This window comes from Amycolatopsis sp. lyj-346 (assembly GCF_046548975.1).
Taxonomy (GTDB): Bacteria; Actinomycetota; Actinomycetes; order Mycobacteriales; family Pseudonocardiaceae; genus Amycolatopsis.
In genome coordinates, this window is sequence record NZ_JAJPWT010000029.1 from 24,538 (window position 1) to 42,997 (window position 18,460).

14 protein-coding genes are annotated in these 18,460 nt (G+C 73.0%); 3 read left to right on the forward strand and 11 right to left on the reverse strand.

Features of this window, described 5'->3' with window-relative positions; translation table 11 throughout:
• The first annotated feature begins 50 nt into the window (after nt 1-50).
• The gene (gene gabT, locus ACLJQE_RS43630) at nt 51-1,406 is read left to right on the forward strand and encodes a 4-aminobutyrate--2-oxoglutarate transaminase (protein ID WP_410645747.1); all 1,356 of its coding nucleotides are present in this window, start codon (nt 51-53) and stop codon (nt 1,404-1,406) included.
• Nucleotides 1,403-2,830, forward strand: coding sequence for an aldehyde dehydrogenase family protein (locus ACLJQE_RS43635; protein ID WP_410645748.1), 1,428 nt, complete (start codon nt 1,403-1,405; stop codon nt 2,828-2,830). The genes gabT and ACLJQE_RS43635 overlap by 4 nt, the downstream gene beginning before the upstream one ends.
• Here ACLJQE_RS43635 and ACLJQE_RS43640 read toward each other — a convergent pair.
• From ACLJQE_RS43640 to ACLJQE_RS43660, 5 genes are all read right to left on the reverse strand, one after another.
• Nucleotides 2,827-3,480 carry a response regulator gene (locus tag ACLJQE_RS43640; protein ID WP_410645749.1) on the reverse strand — a complete coding sequence of 218 codons (654 nt, stop codon included), beginning with the start codon at nt 3,478-3,480 and terminating at the stop codon, nt 2,827-2,829. The two genes, ACLJQE_RS43635 and ACLJQE_RS43640, sit on opposite strands and share 4 nt — an antisense overlap.
• On the reverse strand, nt 3,477-4,628 hold the full coding sequence (locus ACLJQE_RS43645; RefSeq protein WP_410645750.1) for a sensor histidine kinase: 1,152 nt from the start codon (nt 4,626-4,628) through the stop codon (nt 3,477-3,479). Before ACLJQE_RS43645 ends, ACLJQE_RS43640 begins: the two co-directional genes overlap by 4 nt.
• Before the next feature lie 44 nt (nt 4,629-4,672).
• Nucleotides 4,673-5,830, reverse strand: coding sequence for a serine hydrolase domain-containing protein (locus tag ACLJQE_RS43650; protein ID WP_410645751.1), 1,158 nt, complete (start codon nt 5,828-5,830; stop codon nt 4,673-4,675).
• A 102-nt stretch (nt 5,831-5,932) separates the two neighbouring features.
• On the reverse strand, nt 5,933-6,706 hold the full coding sequence (locus tag ACLJQE_RS43655; protein WP_410645752.1) for a helical backbone metal receptor: 774 nt from the start codon (nt 6,704-6,706) through the stop codon (nt 5,933-5,935).
• Entirely contained in the window at nt 6,703-8,109 is a 1,407-nt protein-coding gene (locus tag ACLJQE_RS43660; RefSeq protein WP_410645753.1) for an RNB domain-containing ribonuclease, read from the reverse strand. Before ACLJQE_RS43660 ends, ACLJQE_RS43655 begins: the two co-directional genes overlap by 4 nt.
• Before the next feature lie 131 nt (nt 8,110-8,240).
• On the opposite strand from ACLJQE_RS43660, the gene ACLJQE_RS43665 reads away from it, so the two are divergent.
• The gene (locus tag ACLJQE_RS43665) at nt 8,241-9,185 is read left to right on the forward strand and encodes an AAA family ATPase (protein ID WP_410645754.1); all 945 of its coding nucleotides are present in this window, start codon (nt 8,241-8,243) and stop codon (nt 9,183-9,185) included.
• Here the strand turns inward: ACLJQE_RS43665 and ACLJQE_RS43670 are convergent.
• The 6 genes from ACLJQE_RS43670 to ACLJQE_RS43695 all read right to left on the reverse strand — a co-directional run.
• Nucleotides 9,182-9,367 (reverse strand): hypothetical protein, encoded by a 186-nt coding sequence (locus ACLJQE_RS43670; protein WP_410645755.1) that lies wholly within the window; start codon nt 9,365-9,367, stop codon nt 9,182-9,184. The genes ACLJQE_RS43665 and ACLJQE_RS43670 overlap by 4 nt on opposite strands.
• 31 nt (nt 9,368-9,398) lie before the next feature.
• Nucleotides 9,399-12,719 (reverse strand): hypothetical protein, encoded by a 3,321-nt coding sequence (locus ACLJQE_RS43675; protein WP_410645756.1) that lies wholly within the window; start codon nt 12,717-12,719, stop codon nt 9,399-9,401.
• Nucleotides 12,720-12,814: 95 nt separating this feature from the next.
• Nucleotides 12,815-13,816, reverse strand: a complete 1,002-nt coding sequence (locus tag ACLJQE_RS43680) for a C40 family peptidase (protein ID WP_410645757.1) — start codon at nt 13,814-13,816, stop codon at nt 12,815-12,817.
• A gap of 2 nt (nt 13,817-13,818) precedes the next feature.
• A complete protein-coding gene (locus tag ACLJQE_RS43685; protein WP_410645758.1) occupies nt 13,819-14,421 on the reverse strand; it encodes a hypothetical protein in 603 nt (200 codons plus the stop codon).
• A gap of 3 nt (nt 14,422-14,424) precedes the next feature.
• On the reverse strand, nt 14,425-16,491 hold the full coding sequence (locus ACLJQE_RS43690) for a magnesium transporter (protein ID WP_410645759.1): 2,067 nt from the start codon (nt 16,489-16,491) through the stop codon (nt 14,425-14,427).
• A partial coding sequence (locus ACLJQE_RS43695) for an ATP-binding protein (protein ID WP_410645760.1) occupies nt 16,488-18,460 on the reverse strand: 1,973 nt, incomplete at its 5' end. The genes ACLJQE_RS43690 and ACLJQE_RS43695, both read right to left, overlap by 4 nt.

Consider the following 18,460-nt stretch of genomic DNA (forward strand, 5'->3'; position numbering starts at 1 on the left):
CGGGGGCCACTCATCCTGAGGACGTCCACCGACTTCCCAGGGAGCACGCCGTGACCGCAAGCACCACCGCCGAGCCGCAGGCCCCGGCGCCCCGGCAGCGCAGGCTGCAGACCGAAATCCCCGGCCCCGCCTCGCGTGAGCTGCAGCAGCGCCGCGTCGCCGCCGTCGCCGCCGGGGTCGCCTCGGTCCTGCCCGTCTACGTCACCTCCGCCAGTGGCGGCCTGCTCACCGACGCCGACGGCAACGTGCTCATCGACTTCGGCTCCGGCATCGCGGTGACCAACGTCGGGCACTCCGCGCCGGCCGTCGTCGACCGCGTCCGCAAGCAGGCCTGCTGGTTCACCCACACCTGCTTCATGGTCACGCCGTACGAGGGGTACGTCGAAGTCTGCGAAGCACTGGCAGAGCTGACGCCGGGCGACCACGCGAAGAAGTCGGTGCTGTTCAACTCGGGCGCCGAAGCGGTCGAGAACGCCGTGAAGATCGCGCGGGTCGCGACCGGGCGCCAGGCCGTCGTCGTGTTCGACCACGCCTACCACGGCCGCACCAACCTCACGATGGGCATGACCGCGAAATCCGTGCCCTACAAGCACGGCTTCGGCCCGTTCGCGCCCGAGGTCTACCGCGTGCCGGGCTCGTACCCGTTCCGCGACGGCCTGTCCGGCTCCGAAGCGGCCGCACTGGCCATCGACCGGATCGAGAAGCAGATCGGCGGCGACCAGGTCGCGGCGGTCGTGCTCGAGCCCATCCAGGGCGAAGGCGGCTTCATCGAGCCCGCGCGCGGCTTCCTCCCCGCGATCGCCGCGTGGTGCCGGGAAAACGGTGTCGTGTACGTCGCCGACGAGGTCCAGACCGGCTTCTGCCGCACCGGTTCGTGGTTCGCCTCCACCGACGAGGACGTGGTGCCGGACCTCATCGCGACGGCCAAGGGCATCGCCGGCGGCCTGCCGCTGTCCGCCGTCACCGGTCGCGCGGAGCTGCTCGACGCCGTCGGCCCGGGTGGTCTCGGCGGCACGTACGGCGGCAACCCGATCGCCTGCGCCGCGGCGCTCGGTTCGATCGAGACGATGAAGACCGAGGACCTCGCCGCGTCGGCCAAGCGCATCGAAGGCGTCGTCCTGCCGCGGCTGCGGGCGCTGGCGGCCGGGACCGGCGTCATCGGCGACGTCCGCGGGCGCGGCGCGATGCTGGCCGCGGAGTTCGTGCGCCCCGGTTCCACCGAGCCCGACGCCGACCTGACCAAGCGCGTCGCGGCCGCGTGTCACCGCGCCGGCGTCGTGGTGCTGACCTGTGGCACGTACGGCAACGTCGTCCGGCTGCTGCCGCCGCTGTCACTGGCCGACGACCTGCTCGACGAGGGCCTCGCGGTGCTCGAACACGCCGTCCGGACGGAGGCCCGCGCATGACGTTCCCGTTCTGGGTGGCCGGGAAGCCGGTGACGACCGGTCCGACGGCGGTGGTCCGGCACCCCTACGACGGTTCTTCCGCGGGTGCCCACTTCGTGCCGTCTCCTGCCGGCGTCGAAGCCGCGGTGCAGGCCGCCCACGACGTCGCCGTCGAGTTCGCCACGCTGCCCGCGCACGTCCGCGCCGGCGCGTTGGACCACGTGTCCCGTTCGCTGGGTGAGCGGTCCGAAGAGATCGCGGCCTTGATCACGGCGGAGTCGGGCAAGCCGCTGAAGTGGGCGCGCGGCGAGGCCGGGCGCGCGGTGTCGACGTTCCGCTGGGCCGCGGAGGAGGCCCGCCGGTTCTCCGGCGAACTGCAACGCCTCGACACGGACCCGGGCGGCACCGGCAGGCTGGCGCTGGTGCGGCGGGTGCCGCGCGGCCCGGTGCTGGGCATCACGCCGTTCAACTTCCCGCTGAACCTGGTGGCGCACAAGGTGGCCCCGGCGATCGCGGTCGGCGCGCCGATCGTGCTCAAGCCGGCGCCGTCGACGCCGCTGACGGCGTTGCTGCTCGGCGAGATCCTGGCTGCCACGGATCTTCCGGCCGGGTCGTGGTCGATCCTGCCGGTCGACAACGAGACGTCGTCCCGGCTGGTCGAGGACCCGCGGCTGCCGGTGGTGTCGTTCACCGGCTCGGTCCCGGTCGGCTGGGCGATCCGCGACCGCGTGCCCCGCAAGCACGTGGCGCTCGAGCTGGGCGGCAACGGCGCGGTGCTCGTCTGTCCGGATTGGACTGATCTGGACTTCGCGGCGCAGCGGATCGCGACGTTCGCGATGTACCAGGCGGGACAGTCGTGCATCTCGGTGCAGCGGGTGTACGCGCACGATTCCGTTTACGACGCTTTGGCCGAAAAGGTTCTCGCGCAGGTTCAGGCGTTGCGCACCGGCGACCCGCGCGCCGAGGGTGTCGACGTCGGCCCGCTGATCAACGTCGACGCCGCCGACCGGGTCTCGTCGTGGATTTCGGCCGCGGTGTCGTCCGGCGCCCGCCTGCTGACCGGTGGTGGGCAGTCGGGGGCGACGGTCGAGCCGACGGTGCTGGCGGACGTCCCGGAGGACGCGCAGGTGCTGGCCGAGGAGGTGTTCGGCCCGGTGGTTTCGCTGGTGCGGGTCGGTTCCGTCGAGGAGGGCGTCGAGCGGATCAACGCGTCCCGGTTCGGGTTGCAGGCCGGGGTGTTCACCCGTGACGTCCCGACGGCGTTCGAGGTGTCGGCCGCGTTGCGGGTGGGTGGCGTGATCGTCGGCGACGTGCCGACCTTCCGCGCCGATCAGATGCCGTACGGCGGCGTGAAGGATTCGGGCGTGGGCCGCGAAGGCCCGGCGGCGGCGATGGCGGACTTCACGGAGGAGCGGGTAACGGTCCTGACGGGTCTGACGCTCTAGGCGCGGCCCGGGACGGCGAGGCCGGTTTCGTAGGCGACGATCACCGCCTGCACCCGGTCTCGCAGCCCGAGCTTGCTCAGCAGGTTGCTCACGTGGGTCTTCACCGTGTGCTCGCTGACCACCAGCTCCGCGGCGATCTCGGCGTTCGACAGCCCGCGCGCCAGCATCGCCAGCGTCTGCCGTTCCCGTGCGGTCAGCTCCGCGAGCCGCTGCGGGGCCGGGACCGCCGGGCGGGCCGTGTACTGCGCGATCAGCCGCCGGGTCACCGAGGGTGCGAGCAGCGCGTCCCCGGCCGCCACCACCCGGACCGCCTGGACGAGGTCGTCGCGCCGGACGTCCTTGAGCAGGAAGCCGCTCGCGCCCGCCCGCAAGGCCTCGTAGACGTAGTCGTCCTGGTCGAACGTCGTCAGCATGAGCACCTGGCAGGCGGTCTCGGCGCAGACGATCTTCGCCGCCTCGATGCCGTCCATCCGGGGCATCCGGATGTCGAGCAGCAGCACGTCCGGCCGGTGCGCGCGGACCGCCTCGACGGCCTCGGCGCCGTCACCCGCCTCCGCGACGACCTCGATGTCGGGCTGCGCACCCAGTATCATCGCGAACCCGGCCCGGACCAGCTCCTGGTCGTCCGCGACGACGACCCGCACGCTCATGCCCGCACCCCGAACCGCACCCGGACGCGGAACCCCGGTCCGTCCGCCCGCGGGCCCGCCGTCACTTCGCCGCCGCACGCGGTGGCGCGTTCGCGGATGCCGATCAGGCCGTGCCCGCCGGTGCCGTCGCCGGCCGGGCCGCGGCCGTCGTCGGTGATCTCGAGGGTCAAGGTGCCGTCCTGCCAGTCGAGGCGGACGCCGGCGTGCCGGGCCTCCGCGTGCTTGACGATGTTGGTGAGGGCTTCCTGCGTGATGCGGTACGCGGCGACTTCGGCGTCCGGGGTGAGCTCGCCCGGCACCCCGGAGACGGCGAACGCGATGTCCGTCCCCGCGCCGGACGCGCCTTCGACCAGCCGGGGCAGGTCGTCGAGGGACGGCTGCGGGTCGTGCGGCCCGTCGTCGGTCTTGAGCACGGTGAGCATCCGGCGCAGCTGCGCCATCGCGTCCCGCCCCGACGACGCGATCGCGTCGAACGCCGCTTCCGCGCGGGCCGGCTCACCGGGCAGCGCCACCGGGCCCGCTTCCGCCTGCACGACCATGAGACTGACCGCGTGCGACAGGATGTCGTGCATGTCCCTGGCGATCCGGGCGCGTTCCCGCTCCGCCGCCCGCGCGGCTTCGGCGAGCCGCTCGCGGTCGAGCCACTCGGCCCGCTCGCGCAGCGCCTCGGCGTGCGCCCGGGACGTCACCGCGGCCCGGCCGATCGCGTAGGCGGCGACGAAGAGGATCCCGCTGCGCAGCGCGGTTTCCGACGACGCCGTCAGCAGGCTCCCGCCGACCGTGATCGCCAGTGCGGCGACCCGCGGCCACGGTCCCGAGCGCACGGCGACGGTGTACAGCGCGATGAGCACGCCGTACCAGACGGGCTGGGCCGGGACGTTGCGGGCGAAGTCGTAGGCCCACGCGCCCAGCAGGCCGCCCAGCAGCACCGCGACCGGGAACCGCCGCCGCCACCACAGGCAGCCGGCCGTGGCCAGCACGACGACCACGCCCCAGGCGTGCCACGGCCCGCCGGCCGGGTTCGTGCGGGAGAAGAACGGCCACAGCCCGGCCACCGCCACGCCCACGGCCAGCGCCGCGTCGACCCCCGCAGGGGGCAATGCACGCAGGCGGCGGGTCAGGGGTTCGAGAACCGGCGAAGCGGACACAGGACGTGATCCTGCCCGTTCCCCGGTTCCCGTCGCCCACCCGGTCATCCGCGCGCGGCCAGCGTCATCCCGGCCAGGACGATCTCCTGCGTGACGGAAGTCGGGTTGTCGCCGTTCTTGGCGTCGTTGGCGGTGACGCCGTAGACCAGCCGGCGCCCGCCGTCACGCGTGCCGCCGAGCCCCGCGAGGTAGCCGTACCAGCCGCCGCTCTTGCCCCAGACCTCGCCCACGCCCGGCAGCTTGAACCGCTGCAGCCCGATGCCGAAGCTCGCGGCCTTGCCGCTGACGTCCTTGACCGACGGCACCGCGAACAGCTCGGCCTGGACCGGCGGCGGCAGGAGCTTCCCGCCCAGCAGCGCTTCGGTGAAGACGTCGAGGTCACGCGTCGTCGACACGATGCTGCTGGAGGCCCAGCCGAAGGACTGCTCCCAGCGCGTGACGTCCTGGAGCGAGCCGTCGGTCATGATCTGGTAGCCGTGCAGGTACGGGCCGTGGAGCGCGGGGTCGTGCCCGGGCGCGGTGGTGCCGGTCAGGTGCAGCGGGCGCACGATCCGGTCCCGGACCTGGCTTTCGTAGCTGCGCCCGGTGATCTTCTCGACGAGCATCCCGGCGACGATGTACCCGATGTTGCGGTAGTGCTGCGCGGTGCCGGGCTCGAACTCCTTCTGCCCCTGGGCGAAGGCCGCGGCGACGTACTGCTCCGGCGTCCAGCGGTCGAACCGGTGGGCCACCAGGTACTCGATGCTTTCGTCCTCCAGCACCGGGCTCGGCAGGCCGTTGGTGTAGTCCAGCAGCTGCCGGACGGTCACCGCGGGATACCCGGCGGGCAGCAGGCCGGGCAGGTACTCCTGCACCGTGCCGTCCAGGGCGATCCGCTGCTCGGCGACCAGCTGCAGCACGACGACGGCGGTGAACACCTTGGTGACGCTGCCGATCCGGAACCGCGCGTCCGGGTGCACCGGCGCCCCGGTGCGGCGGTCGGCGACCCCGGCGGTGCCCGCCCAGCAGCCGTCCGGGCCGGTGGCGCGGACCAGCGCGCCGGTCACGTCGTCGTTCGGCAGGCCCTTGATCGCTTGCTCGAGAGCCGTGGTGTCCAAGGGTTTCGGTGCGATGCAGGCGTGGCCGGGTGCGGCGGCGAACGCCGGTGCCGCGGTGCCCGCCAGCGTGGCGGCGAGCAGGGCGGCGGCAACGAGCTTGATCATGTGCAGGCTCCTCGGTGGGTTCCGGTGGTGCCTTCGATCATGGTTTTCCGCGCCCCGCGGCGGATCGCCGGTGAGAGCGATTCCGGAACTCACTCTCAGGGACTAGAGCGCGGCCAGCGCCTCCGTCAACGCGGCGTGCGCCTCGACGAGCGACGGCCCGTACCAGGTGAGGTGGCGGCCCGAGACCAGGACGTACCGCGCGTCCGGGAAGTGGTCCGGGCCGTCCTCGTCGGTGAACAGGTACGGCTCGTCCGGCAGCACCAGCAGGTCCGCGTCCGCGCTCAGGTGGGCCCGCAGCTCGGCGAGGTCCGGACGCGGGTAGCGCTCCTCCGAGCCCGCGTACGCGTTCGCCACGCCGACGCGGCGCAGGACGTCACCCGCGAACGTGTCGCGGCCCAGGACGATCCACGGCTTGCGCCACACCGGGACCACCGCGTGGAAGCGCACCGGCCGGACTTCGCGCCAGGCTTCTTCCGCCGCGAGCAGCCAGTCCGGCTCGGCCAGCTCGTACGCCTGCGTCAGGATCCGCCGCAGGGAGCCCAGCGCCGACGGCACGGACGCCGCCGCGGCCATCACCCACACCGGGATCCCGTTGGCGCGCAGGCGTTCCACGTCTTCCTGGCGGTTCTCCTCCACGTTGGCCAGCACCAGGTCCGGTGCGAGGTCGAGCACGCGGTCCAGCTTCGGGTACTTCGACCCGCCGACGCGGGCAACGTCCAAAGTGGCCGGATGGGTGCAGTAGTCCGTGGCGCCGGCGAGCCGTCCCGGCGCGCTCACCTCGACCGCCTCGGTCAGCGACGGCACGAGTGACACGACTCGCGAAGCCGGTCCGGAAAGCGGCACCGGCTCCCCGAGGTCGTCGACGAGGTACGTCATGCGCGTTCGAACGACACCTTCCGCTTCTCGACGTCCACCGCGGTGAGGCGCACCGCGATCCGCTCGCCCGCGGTCAGCCGCTCCCCCGCGCACTTCGCCATCACGGTCGGGTCCTCGACGAGGATTTCGGCCTTGTTTTCGTCCGCGCGCAGCACCACCGCGCTGAACTCGCCGCCGACGTGCTCGGCCAGCACCCACGCCTCGACCTGGTCGATGCAGGCCCGCTCGACCTTCGCGGCGAGGGTGTCGGACGCGCTCATCCGCTCCGGGACGTCGGCGAGCGCCGCGCGCACCCACTCCGGGACCTCGCGCCCGGCCGAGACGGCGAGGCAGATCTCCGTGGCGAACCGGTCGACCAGCCGCCGGATCGGCGCCGTGACGTGCGCGTACGCCCCGCCGATGCCCGCGTGCGTCGTCAGTGACGGCAGTTCGCCGTCGAACGCGGTGTAGCCCGCGCCGCGCAGGAGCCGCGTCGTGTCGGCGTAGAGCGCCATCGACGCCGGCTGGCCGGGGTCCAATCGGGACAGGAACTCCGAGACGGTCGTTTCCGGCGCCCACGCGATGCCCAGCGCTTCGGCGGAACGACGCAGCCAGTCGACGGCTTCCGGCTCCGGGTCGGGCAGCGTGCGCAGGACGCCGATCCGCGCGTCGAGCATGATCCGCGCCGCGGCCATCCCGGTGAGCAGCGAGATTTCGGCGTTCCATGCGTCGACGGCGGTGCGCGGACGGCGGGCGAGCACCCAGCCGCCGTCCGGGTCGCCGGTGATCTCCTGCTCGGGCAGCTGCAGCTCGACCGCGCCGCGCCGGACGGCCAGCTCGCGCCGCCGCCGTCCCAGCTCGGGCAACGCGGCCACCGACGGGTGCGGGTTCCCGGCTTCGAGCGCCGCCTGCACCGTCTCGTAGTCGAACTGCTCGGTGGACCGGACCAGCGCGCGGCGGACCCGGGTGGCGGTCGGCTCGCCCGCTTCGTCGGTCTCGATGGTCCAGAGCACCGCGGGCCGGACCTCGCCGGGCAGCAGGCTCGCCGCGCCTTCGGACAGCACCGGCGGGTGCAGCGGGACGTTCCCGTCGGGCAGGTAGAGCGTCTGCCCGCGCAGGCGCGACTCGCGGTCGAGCGCGCCGCCGGGCGGGACGAACGCGGCGAGGTCGGCGATGGCGTAGTGCACGCGGAAGCCGCGCGCGGTCTTCTCGACGACCATCGCCTGGTCGAGGTCCTTGGCGCCGGGCGGGTCGATGGTGACCAGCGGCAGGTCCGTCGCGTCCTCCCGGGGACCCGCGCTGGCCAGCGGATCGAGGACCGCCGCCTCCGCCTCGGCCAGCACGTCGGGCCCGAACGACTCCGGCAGCGAAAACTCGGCACGCAGGGGGCCGAAGTCCCCGCCCGCCGAGTGTGTCCTGATCACGAGGGGAGGCACCCCCCAACCCTAACCCGCGCCGGGCCCGGAGATCGCCCGATCGGGCGCGGGCCGGTCGGGTGTACGTTGCCCCGGGCATAATGAAAACCGTCATCATTGCCAGAAGGGGGATTCCGACCGTGAAGATCGCGTTCGTCGGCAAGGGCGGCAGCGGCAAGACCACGCTGTCGTCGCTGTTCGTGGCGTACCTCGCCGACGCCGGCCTGCCGGTGCTCGCCATCGACGCCGACATCAACCAGCACCTCGCGGTGGCGCTCGGCGCGACCGAGGAGGAAGCGCTCGCCTGGCCGACGCTGGGCGACAACATGGCCCTGATCAAGGACTACCTGCGCGGCGACAACCCCCGCATCCCGGACGCGGCGTCGATGATCAAGACGACCCCGCCGGGCCGCGGCTCGCGGCTGGTCCGGCCGTTCGAGGACAACCCGGTGTTCGCGGCGTGCTTCCGGCAGCTGGGCGGCGTGCGCCTCGGCGTCACCGGCCAGTTCGACGAGGACGACCTCGGCGTCAAGTGCTACCACTCGAAGGTGGGGGCGGCGGAGCTGCTGCTCAACCACATGGTCGACGTCGACGGCGAATACGTCGTGATGGACATGACGGCGGGGGCGGACGCGTTCGCTTCGGGGCTGTTCACGCGCTTCGACGTGACGTTCCTGGTGTGCGAGCCGACGGTCCGGAGCGTGGGCGTGTACCGCCAGTACGCGGACTACGCGCGTGACTTCGGCGTGCGGCTCGTGGTGGTGGGCAACAAGGTGACGGACGCCGAGGACGTCGAGTTCCTGCAGGACCAGGTCGGCTCGGCGTTGCTGGGCTGGCTGTCGGCGTCAGGGCACGTACGCGCGGCGGAGCGCGGCACGGCCCGGCCGATCGCGGAGCTCGAGCAGCCCAACCTGGAGACCCTGGCCTCGATGCGGGCGGCGGTCGACGCGGAGAAGCGCGACTGGGCGCGTTACCAGCACCAGGCGGTCGAGTTCCACCTGCGCAACGCGGCGGCGTGGGCCGGCGCCGACCTCGCCGCGCAGGTGGACCCGGAGTTCGTGTTGAGCCCGCGGCTGACGGTCTAGTCGTCCTCTTCGGCATCGGCCCGCCGGGTGCGTTCCCGGGCGATGTCGAGGGCCCGCCGGGCGGTGGCCTCGTCCGGGTAGGGGCCGAGCAGGTCGACGCTGCGGCTGCGTTCGAGGTGCTCGACCTGGCGGGTGCGGGTGTTGTAGTACCAACCCTGGTCCGGGTTCGGGTCTTTGGACATGGTCCTAGGTTCGCACCCGCAGGCCGGGCTGTCAGCGCTTGTACCGGTACGGGATCTCCGTCGGCTGCCCGGTGGGCCCGAAGTCCGGCGGTTCTTCGGGCTCTTTGGTTTCGGTGAACTCGTCGAACCAGCCACGCGGAGTACCCCGGGGCGGCGTTTCGGGCTCTTGCCGCGAAGGTTGCGGGAGGGGCGTGTCCCGCCCGGGGAAGACGGGCCGGGCATGCGGAGCCGGCGGCGGGACGGGAGGCATGGTCCCGGGCCCGGGGAAGACGGGCCGCGCGGGAGCGGCATGCCGGGCGGGGAACGGCTGGGGGGCCGATTCCGGGCCGGGGAAGACGGGCTTGGGGGGCGGGGGTTGAGGCACGCCGCTTTGTGGGCCGGGCGCGGGGTGGGTGGTGGTGCTTTGTGGGGGGTTGCCGGCCGGGCTGGGTGCCGAGGCGGAGCCGGGCACCGGCTGGCTGGACGGTGGGGTGTTTTGCGACAGGTTGCCGGCCGGACTGGGCGCCGACGCGGAGCCGGGCACCGGGAGACCCGGCGGCAGCGGGGAGCCTTGCACCGGGTTACCGGCCGGACTAGGCGCCGACGCAGAGCCGGGCCCTGGCTGGCTGGACGGTGAGGTGCTTTGCGACAGGTTGCCGGCCGGACTGGGCGCCGACGCAGAGCCGGGCACCGGCTGGGTGAGCGGCAACGGGGAGCCCTGCACCGGGTTACCGGCCGGACTAGGTGCCGACGCGGAGCCGGGCGCCGGATGGCTGGGCGGCAGCGGAGCGCTTTGCGCCGGGCTGGGAACCGAAGCCGTGCCGGGTGCCATCGGGGAACCGGCGGTGCCGGCGCCGTGCGGGGGCGCAACGCTCGGCTGGGGACTGGTACTCGGTCCCTGAGCGGTACCCGGCAGCGGCGCGAAGCTGGAAGCCGGGGTGCCGGGGCTGTTGCCCTGCACGGGTGCAGCGCCCGGTACTTGACCGGTACCGGGGATGGGAACCGGGCTGGTGCCCTGAGCGGTGCCGGGCACCGGACCGATGCCGGGAGCGGCGGCAGGGACCGGACCGGCGCCGGGAGCCGGCAAGCCGGCGGTTCCCCAGGGTGGCTTGGGCAGATGGGAACCGATCATCGGAGGCCGCACCTCCGGCGAGCCAGGCCGGGCGGCATCGCCCGAGGCAGCGGCCACGGCATCAGGGTCCGGTGATTCAGGGGACGGCTGCACCTCCGAGGCAGCCACCGGCCGCGAAACAGCGCCGGGGTCCTGCGACTCGGCGGGCGGCAGCACTGGCGCGGCCGGCGTCGACCGCGCCACCACATCGGGTGCCTGCGACTCGCCGACCGACCAGACCTCCGAGGCAGCCACCGGCTGCGAAACCACATCAGGAGCCGCCGGTGACTCGGCAGGCGGCTGCACTCCACCCGCCGCAGCTCCTGGCTGCGAAACCGCATCGGATGCCTGCGACTCGGCGGGCGGCTGCGCTTCAGAGGCCCCGGTCGGCTGGGAAACCGCACCGGAGCCCGCCTGCGCTTCGGCGGGCGGCTGTGCGCCGGCTTCGGCGGGCGGCTGGGGACGGTTGGGGGCCGTCTCGGATTCGGCCGGCGGCTGGGGTGTCGGGGGCTCCGGCTGCGTAATGGCCGATGGCACCTCCTGCGGGGCGGTGGGCGGCCCCGGCGGGAAATCCGGCTCCACCGGATGGACCGGCTTCCGCTCTGCCGCCGTGGGCGCAGCCGGTTCGTTCCGGTCTGCTTCGTTCGCTGCGGACTCGGGGGGTTCGGCCACCTCGGCCTGGGGCTCGTTCGACGGCACCGGCTCGGCCGCCGCGGGTTCGGCTGCCTCCGGGCGAGCCGCCTCCGCTGGTGCCGGTCCGCTCGATGCCGATGCCGAGCCCTCCGGTGGATCCGTCTCTTGCGATGCCGGTGCACCAACCTCGAACCGGCCCGCGTCCTGCGGCTCCGATTCGCCCGAAGCCGAGGCTGCGACCTCAGGCTGCTCCGCTTCACCGAAGGCCGGTTCGGCGGCCTCCGGCCGGTCGACGGCCGGTGACGCCGGTTCGGCCGGTGCCGAGCCGGGCCGGTCCGCATCCGGCGACACCGGTTCACCCGGTGCCGCGCCCTGCCGGTCCACATCCGGCCGCACCGGTTCCCCGGGGGCCGAAGTCACACTCTCCCGCAGCGGCGAATCAACCGGCGCCGGTGCCGCAACGCCCCCTGGAACCGAGGCCACGGCCTCCGGCTGACCCGCATCCAGCGGCTCCGCCTCAGCCGGCTGCACCTCCGGTCGAGTTCCCTCCGACGCAGGCCCAGCTTCCGAAACCACGGGCCGCTGAAGCTGGACCGGTGAGGCAACCTCCGGCTCCGGACTCCCAGCAGGCTCGGCAAACCGCGCCTGCACCGCCGGAGCCGACGGCTGCTCCGCCGCATGGATCTCCGCCCGAACCGAAGCCGCCGAGGATTCGGCTGCCGCACTCGGCGCATCCTGCTGCGCCCAAGCCACCGGGGACTCGGCAGCCGCACTGGCCCCCTCCGGCTGGACCGGTGAAGCGACCTCCGGCTCCGGACTCCCCGCCGACTCGGCAGAGCGCGGCTGAACCCAAGCCGCCGACGGCTCCGCCGCAGGAACCTCCGGCGTCGCCGCGTGGCGTGGCGAGGATGGCGCCTTCACCGGGCCCGGCAGGTCCGGCTCGGCCGTCACCGACCACTCCGGCTCCGCCGCCGCCTGGGCCTGATCCTGGCGGTGCGCTTCCTGGGACCGGGCCCACACCACGTGCTGCTCGGGCGTCCCCGGTACCGACTGGGCCGGCGGCGGGTGGGGCACCGTTCGCCACACCGGGGCCGGGCCGATGTTCATCGGGGCCGGGGCCTGACCGGATGGGGCGGCCGTCGGGGGGGCCGGGCGGGCCGCGGGTTTGGGGATCGGGTCCAGGCAGGACACCAGCACCGACGTGTTCTCGGGATCCGGCACCTTCCGGCCGCTGCGCTCGCGGTAGACCATCTCGCCGTCCGCGTCCATCTCCACCAGGTAGCCCGCCTCCGCGAGCTGCTCCTCGTCGAGGTCCGCCAGCTTCTCGTACCGCGATGGCACCACCCGGTAGATGGGCCACGCCAGCCCCGCGTTCTCCGCGTGGAACTGGGCGAGCAGCGCCGCCATCTGGTGCTGCCACGGCAGCGACATGCCCTCGGCCAGCGACCTCGGCAGCACCACGTACCCCGCGTCCACCCCCGGGTACCCCTGGCCCAGCTGGTCGGCGAGTGGCGTGCTGGACGCGGGACGGGCGCTCTGCCGCGGCGGCTGAGGCGCGCCGAACAGCGCCGCCGGGTCACGGGGCTCGTTCGCTCCGGGCTTGCCGCGCCTGCCGAATTTGCGTCCCACGTGCTCATCCTCTGCCAGTACGCGGCCACCTGCTCGTGGAAGCGCCGCGACGTCGGGTGAATCGGCCGATTCTGTCCAGGCCCTCGCGACCCATGCTAAACGCCGGGGCGGACCGCCTGCGGCACGAGTTCGCCCTCGTCGAACGAGAAGTTCCGGGTGTGCACCGGGACGCCGGTCTGCTGTGCTTCGACGATCTTGTTGCCGCCCAGGTACATCATCACGTGGTGAATGGACGTCGGATCCGAGGGGTCGGTGGCGAGGAACAGCAGGTCACCGGGCTGCGCGTCCCGCACCGGCAGGTACGCGCCGGCGTGGTACTGGTCGCGCGAAACGCGCGGCAGGATGATCCCCGCCGACTCGTAGGCCCGCAGCATCAGCCCCGAACAGTCGTACGAATTCGGTCCCGTGGCGCCCCACACATACGGCTTCCCCTGCTCGCCCAGCGCGAAACTGATGGCCTGCCCGGCGGCCTGGCTGGGCGGCAGCAGCTCGCCCACGCCGGTGCCGCAGGCGACGACGTCGACGGCCTCGCCGACCGTCTCCACCAGGGTCGCCGCCATCGGCTCCCACTTGTGGTAGCGGTCCGGGAAGCCCGAGCGCTCCACGGCCTGTGCCGCGTCGCCCGGCCGCTTGTTCTCCCAGTCCGGCACCGCCAGCAGCACGTCGTAGAACTTGTTGACCGCGTACTGCGGGTTGGTGACCTCGGCCACCGAGCCCCAGCCCATCGACGGGCGCATCTGGAAGATGCCCTGGGAGTCGCGGTCGCCGTAGGTCAGGTTGTGCAGGCCGGACTCGGTCATCCCGGCCTGGATCGCGACCTGCCACGCGCGCGGCGCCAGCGACCGCTGCTTGCCGATCGAGATGATCAGCGCGACGATGCCGCGCTGCTCTTCGTCCAGCTTCGAGGCGTCGACCGTGCCGCGGTCGCCCTGGCCGGGCTGCGTCGGCCCGACCGAGGCGTCGCAGCTCATCAGGTTCACGCCCCGGGCCTGCGCCTGCTGGTTGTCGATGACGACCTTCGCGGCGACCGCGGTCACGACCAGGGCACCGATCGCGAGGAACACGACCAGCCCCAGCCACAACCCCAGGCGCCGCACGGTCAGCTCGCCTGGTCGTAGTCGGCGACCCGCCAGCCGGCGTTGGTGCTCACCACCGTGATGGCCAGCTTCGGCCCGTCGGTCGGGATGGTCAGCTGCACCGAGCTCGGGTACGACGTGCCGACGACCGGCTCACCGGTGACCTTCGTCGCCGGGATGTTCGCCGGGTCCACCGTCGCCATCTGCGGCAGGTACTCCTCGGTGGTGAACGGCTTCAGCTGCGCGAGCCACTGCTCGGAGGTGATCCCGGCCGGGTGCTTGACCCAGGCCGCGGCCCACTCCTTGGCGATGCGGATCGCGTCGCCGTTCGGGGTGGTCGGCGTCGGGGTGGCCAGCGGCGTGGACAGCCGCGTCGGCAGGTTCGACGTCGGGACCGGCGCCGCGACGCCCGGCGGGGTCGCCGTGGCCGAGGTGGTCGTCCCCGGGCCGCCCGGCGACGCCTTGGCCTGCGGCTTGCCGATCGCCTTGGGCAGCACGATGCCGAGCGCGGTGACCAGGATCGCCAGGAACACCAGCGTCCCCATCAGGTGGCGGGGCGAGCGCAGCGGCCAGCCCCACAGGCGGCGGTAGACCGCGGCGCGGCCGCGGTGGGTGCGGATCGGCATCGGTCACCGCCCCATCGCTTGGTCGGTGTCACGCGGTTCCTCGCGGACCTCGATGCCCCGCGACGGCCGGTAGAGCACGAAGACCGGCTTGCCCGCGACGACCTCGGGGTCCACGCGACGCGGCTGGGCGCGCACGCCCGGCGTGCGCGGCACGGAGTCGCTGAACCCGGACTCGGGCGGGCGCAGGTCGGACGGCACGACGACGGGCTCGGGCTCGTCGCTCCAGCGCCGGTCGGCCACCGGCGAGGTGTCGACGCGCCGGCTCTCCTCCCGCGTCGTCGGACGGCCGCCCGCCCCGACGACGACGTACTCGCCGCCGTCGCCGTTGGCCGGGTTGTACTGGCCGAAGACCGGGGCGCCGGGACGGCCGCCCGCGGGCAGCGCGCCGGCGGAGCCGCCGATGGCCCCCGGCCAGGCCCCGGACCACGCGGCGGCCGGGCGGGACGCACCCGAGCTGTTGTCGAGGCGCTGCGCGTTGGCGAAGATCGTGGCTTCCGGCCGGAACCGGCCGCCGCCGGCGGTGGCGCCGAGCGGGCCGCGCTGCTCGCCGTCGACGACGTCGTCGGTGTCGCGCACGTTCTGCCAGAACTCGTCCTGCGGCGTCGGGCCGGTGCGGTTGCGCTTGAAGCGGGAGAAGATCCCGCCCCCGGGCGACGGCACGGCGGCGCCGACCATGCTGACCGACATCTCGACCATCTGCCACAGGCGCCGTACCGGCCGCCCGACCATGAACAGCAGGACGGTGATCAGCCCGGCGAGCACCATCTGCGTGAGCATGTTCAGCGAGTTGCCGGCGTCGAAGATGGCCTGCAGGAGAAGCGCGTGCACCCCGGCGAGGACGGAGAGCACGACGAGGTTGAAGGCAACGCCACCGGCAACCTTGAGCGCACGGCGCAGGATGTCCGGGTGCAGGAGCGCCACGAGCCCGATGAGCGGCGCGGTGAGCGCGAAGAGGCGGATGAGGACCTGGGCGAGGAGAACGCTTGCCTTGGCCAGGAGCTGGAAGAGCGAGTAGACGAGGGCCTGGCCGAACGAGAGGAACCCGGCCCCGGTGCGGCCGCCGGCTTCACCGGTGAAGTAGCCGGTGGCGGGGCCGAGCTTGGTGGAGATGTCCTTGTAGGCGTTCTTCTTGCCGTCGATGACGGCCTGGTTGCCGTCGTCGCCGTTGCGCAGCTGCGCCCACGTGAACGCCTGCGCGTCCAGCAGCGGACGGCCGAACTGTTCCGCCTGCGGCGCGGTCGGCGAACCGAACTCCCCGCGGATCCAGTTCTTGTAGACGATTTCGTTGTGCAGGTTCGTCGGCAGCACGTGCCGCACGACGCGGTTGTCGGCGTCGTCGACGAACCCGGCCTGGATGTTCGTCGTGGTCTGGACGATCGCCTTGTCGATCGGGTCGAAGTACCGCAGCATCGCCAGCGATGACGCGGCGAGCCAGACACCCGCCAGCGCGTACAGCGCCCGTTTGCTGACCGCGGCGAGGTCGCCGCGCCAGATGTTGCGGAACAGCATGATCGACATGACCAGCGCGACCAGCCCGAACAGCTGGGCGTAGATGTTGTTGTAGACCTTCTCCGCGCCCGACTTCACCGCGCTGTAGAGCGGGTTGAGCAGGCCGCCCTCGAGCACGGTGTAGTGCAGCGAGTTCGTCGCGCCGACGATGTTCTTGCCCAGGTTGAACAGCTGGTTGCCGCCCCAGGTGTCGAGCGTCGAGCCCGGCGGGGTCAGGCTCAGCCCGGAGCAGTCCGTCTCGAAGGTGTTCCAGACGAACCCGGCGTAGCTGTAGTCGACGTACGGGCTGCCCGCCTCGCCGTGCCCTTCCGCGGGGTCGATCGCGCCGACCATGCCCGCGCCGGGGCGTTCCGGGTTGGGTGCCTCGCCACAGGTCGCCGCGCTCGCCGCCGGGGCGGTGGCGATGGCCTGCAGGGCGAAGACGAGCATGACGGCGAACATCGTCGCCTTGCGCCCCGGCGTGCGCCGCCCCGGCCGCGGACCTTCCTTGATCCGCCGCTTCAGCGAGTGCCACCCCGCGGCCAACGTCAGCAGGACCGCCAGCGTCAGCACGGCGTTCATGCGGCGTCCCGGCCGGTGCCGCCCTTTCCGCCGGTGCGGGCGTGTTGCTGCGGCCCGTTGGGTGGCTGGACGCCGCCCTCCACTTCGCCGGTCTCGGATGCCAGGGGGTCCGGTGCGCCCAGGAGGTGTTCGTCGGCCAGGCCGACCTCCAGTTCCGCCGCCAGCTCGAAGTCCTGCTCCAGCGAGATGTCGTCCTCCGGGGGGACCGCGACGTACGGCTTCTTCTCCTCCGAAGGCAGGGCCAGCTCGTTGCCCGGACGCCGCGAGGGCGCCGCGTCCTTCGAACCCGGTGTCGTGTCCATGACCGCCCGCAGGTGGTCCAGGTGCGGGCCGGAGAAGTCGACGCGGATGCGCTCCACGCCGCCCGCGCCGTCGCCGAAGATGAACTGGCGGGGCTCCACGTCCCGCTCCACGCCGCGCTGGGCGCCGGGGCGGCGGCCCAGCGCCGCCACCACCTGCTCGTAGCCGACGCCGACCGGGACCTTCAGCAGGCGGAGAGCGTCCGCCTGGGCGTCGTCGTCGTCCAGGCGACCGACGAACACCGAGTCCAGCAGCGCCACGAACCCCTGGATCTTCAGGAAGTCCGCCGGGATCTGGGACGACAGCAGGACACGGACGTTCCACTTGCGCGAGTCACGCGCGAAGCGGTTCATCAGCACGCGGCCGGTCGGGACCTCGGACAGGAAGAACGCCTCGTCGATCCAGACGCCCTTGCGCATCTCCTTCGGCTTCTCGTACACCGACCGCTGGGTCAGCCACGCCGCCAGGTTCAGCATCTCGACACCCAGGGACTCCGCGTCCGTCCAGTACTCCCGGGGGACGCCGTCCTTCGGGAGCGTCAAGCCCGCCATCGTCAGCACCGTCAGGCGGTCGTCGCGGGTTTCCGAGTACGGGTCCGCGTCCGTCTCGGGGATGAGCAGTGCCATCCGCTCGCGCATCTCGTCGAGGAAGTCCGCGACGACGCCCGCGTGCTCGTGGTGCTCGCTCGAATCCCGCCGCAGGGCGTCGATCACCTGGCCGGGATCCGCGTCGAAGCGGCCGCCGACGGCGCGGACCGCGCGCAGCAGCACGATCCGGGTCTGCGCCATCCGGGACACCTCGTACGGCAGCACCCCGCTCAGGACGTCCAGGACGAGGCGCCTCCGGGTGGCGCCCGCAAGGGCTTTCTCGCGCCGCCAGGACCGCTCGGGGTCGTCCTCGTCCATGAAGTGCTCGATCAGCGGCTCGGCGACCACCCGGTACGGGTTCAGGATCCCCGGCTGGGCGTTGAGCAGGTTGATCGGCCGCGCGTACGGCCGCAGCTCCGGCAGGTCGCAGAGGCGGGACAAGGGACCCGAAGGGTCGAGGATCGTCCAGTTCGCCCCCGCGCGCAGCGTCTTGTAGACGATGCCGCCGCCGAGGAACGACTTACCACCACCCAGGCCCGCCACCATGGCCGTGAGGCCGGAACCGTCGCGGATCTCCTGGGCCATCCACGGGTCCCAGGCCACCGGGCGCCGGGTCGCCGTGCACGTCTCGCCGAGCAGGATGCCGCGGCGGTCGCCGACCTCCGCGGTCGCCGTCGGGACCGCCGAGGACGCCCAGACCACCGAGCCGCGGCGCATGTACGCCGCCGAAGCCAGCGGCTCGCCCGGGATGAACTCCCGGGCCAGCGCGTACTGGGCCTCGGGGTGCTCGATGGCGATCTTCGGCTTGTACAGGTCGAGCAGCTGCTGGGCCAGGCGCAGCGCGTCGCGCTCGGTCGGGCCGGACACCGCCAGCCGCCACCAGGACCGCACGCGGGTGGCCAGCGCGGTGAAGCCCGACGTCATCTCGTCGTCGATCTCCAGCACCCGGCCGGCCTGGCGCGACAGCGACTGCGGCGGCTCCAGCTCGTGCTCGTCGGTGTAGTGCTTGACCTGCGAGCGCACCTTGTTCATCTGCCGCTGCAGCTCGCCCGCCACGTCCTCGGGGCGCCGGACGTAGATGC